The sequence below is a fragment of the Kitasatospora sp. NPDC056531 genome (genome assembly GCF_042794375.1).
In the GTDB taxonomy this organism is placed as follows: domain Bacteria; phylum Actinomycetota; class Actinomycetes; order Streptomycetales; family Streptomycetaceae; genus Kitasatospora.
The window spans coordinates 42792-45418 of sequence record NZ_JBHTTU010000025.1 but is presented as its reverse complement, the minus strand read 5'-3'; the positions used below and the strand labels follow the sequence as shown (position 1 = coordinate 45418).

Annotated in this window: 1 protein-coding gene; it reads left to right on the top strand. The window is 70.7% G+C overall.

Features of this window, described 5'->3' with window-relative positions; genetic code table 11:
* Window positions 1-582 precede the first annotated feature (582 nt).
* Window positions 583-2556 carry a right-handed parallel beta-helix repeat-containing protein gene (locus tag ACFQ87_RS21695; protein WP_380612429.1) on the top strand — a complete coding sequence of 658 codons (1974 nt, stop codon included), beginning with the start codon at window positions 583-585 and terminating at the stop codon, window positions 2554-2556.
* Window positions 2557-2627: the final 71 nt, after the last annotated feature.

Sequence of the window (2627 nt, the reverse complement as noted above, 5' to 3'; positions counted from 1 at the left end):
TGGGAGGACCGCAGCGTCGAGGAGACCGCCGCCGAACTCGGCCTGAGCGCCGGGGGGGGGGGGGGGGGGGGGGGGGGGGGCCCCCGTCCGCCTTTCCCCCCCCCCCCCCCCCCCCCACCACGGAGTTCGACCAAACCTTCTGGTCTCACCCGGCCGCCCATGGCACGATATGCCGCGCCCTTCTCCCGAGTGCGGGGGACGAGGGCCGTAGGCGATGCCACATCGCCATGACCATGGGGGTTTCCAATTTCCAGATTCCGTACGGCTCTGGCCGTCGGTGCGACGCTGTTCGTCGGGACGGTCGGTCTGCCGGTCGTCGGTGCGAGCGGTGCGGCCGCGGCGGACGGCACGCTCTACGTCAACAACGCCGCGGGTACCAACTGCACCGACAGCGGCACCGGCGCCCAGTCGGCGCCGTTCTGCACCATCGGCGCGGCCGCGGCGGTCGTCCAGCCGGGGCAGACGGTCGAGATCGCGGGCGGTACCTACAACGAGAACCTGACCATCACCCGGTCGGGCACGGCCGATGCGCCGATCACCTTCCGCGCCACCAAGGCCGACGGGGCCGCTTCCCCGCCGAGCATGGGCACCCAGATCGGGGCGTGGGACAAGCCCGTCGACGGATTCACCGTCAAGGGCGCCCAGCACCTGCGCTTCGAGAACCTCGCCATCAACGGGGCCTTCCAGAAGACCACCCTGCTGGTGGACAACGCCAGCGACGTGACCTTCGACCGGACGATGATCTCCAGCGGTGCCGGTGTGCACATCACCGACGGCTCCGCCGACGTGCGCTACGGGCGCGGCCAGTTCGGCTACGCCCAGGGCCCGGCGATCACCGTGGACGGCGGTTCCACCGGCACGGTCGTGACCACCAATGTGGTCCAGGCGAACTACGTTCCCAACATGGTCGGCATCCAGGTCAAGGACGCGCCGAACACCGTCGTGGTGGCCAACACCGTCTACTCGTCCTGCTTCGCCGGGATCGTGCTGGACGGCACGTCGACCGGTGCGGTGGTCGAGAACAACGTGGTGAACACCGCGCAGTTCATGCAGAAGCCGTGCACCACCCCGGCCAACGCCACCGGGATCACCGTCGGGGCGAACGCCGCCTCCGGCACCAAGGTCGACTACAACGTGGTCGACCCGCGCAGCGGCGGGGCCGCCTACAGCTGGGCCGGCGCCACGTTCACCGACCAGCAGACCTTCACCGCGAACACCGGGCAGGGCTCGCACGACTTCGTGGCGCCCAGCTGGGTGCCCAAGGGCCCCGACGCGCCGGTCGACCACACCATCGACTCGGCCGACGAGAACGCTCCGGGCATGCTGCCCACCGACGTCATCGGCGTGGCGCCGGCCGACAACCCGACGGTGCCCAACACCGGTACCGGCAGCGGTTTCCGCGACCGCGGCGCGTACGAGAACCAGGACTTCGGCAGCGCCTTCACCCCGGCCGGTCCGACGCGCCTGCTGGACACCCGTCAGCCGATCGGTGTCCCGGTGGCGCAGGCCGTCCCCGCCTGGGGAACCGTGGACCTGCCGGTGACCGGAGTGGCCGGCGTTCCGGCCACCGGCGTGACGGCCGTGACGATGAACGTGACGGTGACCGAGCCGCAGCAGGACGGGCACCTGACGGTCTACCCGCACGGTGACGCGCTGCCGACCGCCTCCAACCTGAACTGGGTGGCTGGCCGGACGATTCCGAACCTGGTGACGGTGCCGGTGAAGGACGGCAAGGTCTCCTTCTACAACGCTTCCGGTGGCACCGTGCACGTGATCGCCGACCTGGAGGGCTACTACAGCCCGAAGGGCTCGCTGTTCCACGCCCAGGGCCCGACGCGTCTGCTGGACACCCGTCAGCCGATCGGTGTCCCGGTGGCGCAGGCCGTGCCCGCCTGGGGCACCGTCGATCTGCCGGTGGCCGGTGTGGCGGGGGTTCCGGCGTCGGGTGTGACGGCGGTGACGATGAACGTGACGGTGACCGAGCCGGAGCAGGACGGGCACCTCACGGTCTTCCCGCACGGTGACGCGGTCCCGACCGCCTCCAACCTGAACTGGGTTGCGGGCCGGACGATTCCGAATCTGGTGACGGTGCCGGTGAAGGACGGCAAGGTGTCGTTCTTCAACGCCTCCGGCGGCACCGTGCACGTGATCGCCGACCTCGCGGGCTACTACGCCACCGAGGGCAAGGTCAGCTACCGCCCGTTCGGCCCGAACCGGCTCGTCGACACCCGTCAGGACACCCAGTGGGAGGACGGCTCGCGGCCCGCGGGCACCGTCCCGGCCTGGGGCACCCTGGACATCCCGGTCGGTGAACTCCCCAACGCCGCGGCGGTGACCCTGAACGTCACCGTCACCGAGCCGGGCGCCCAGGGCCACCTGACCGTCTACCCGCACGGTGACGCCCTGCCGGACGCGTCGAACCTCAACTTCCTGCCCGGCGAGACCATCCCCAACCAGGTGGTCGTCCCGGTCAAGGACGGCAAGATCTCGCTCTACAACGCGAGCGGCGCCCCGCTGCACCTCGTGGTCGACGAGTTCGGCTACCAGGGGTACTGACCCCGTTTCCGCACCACCGGCGGCCCACCGGGGCGGAACCCAACCCGCACACCCAGGGACGCCCCTTTGCA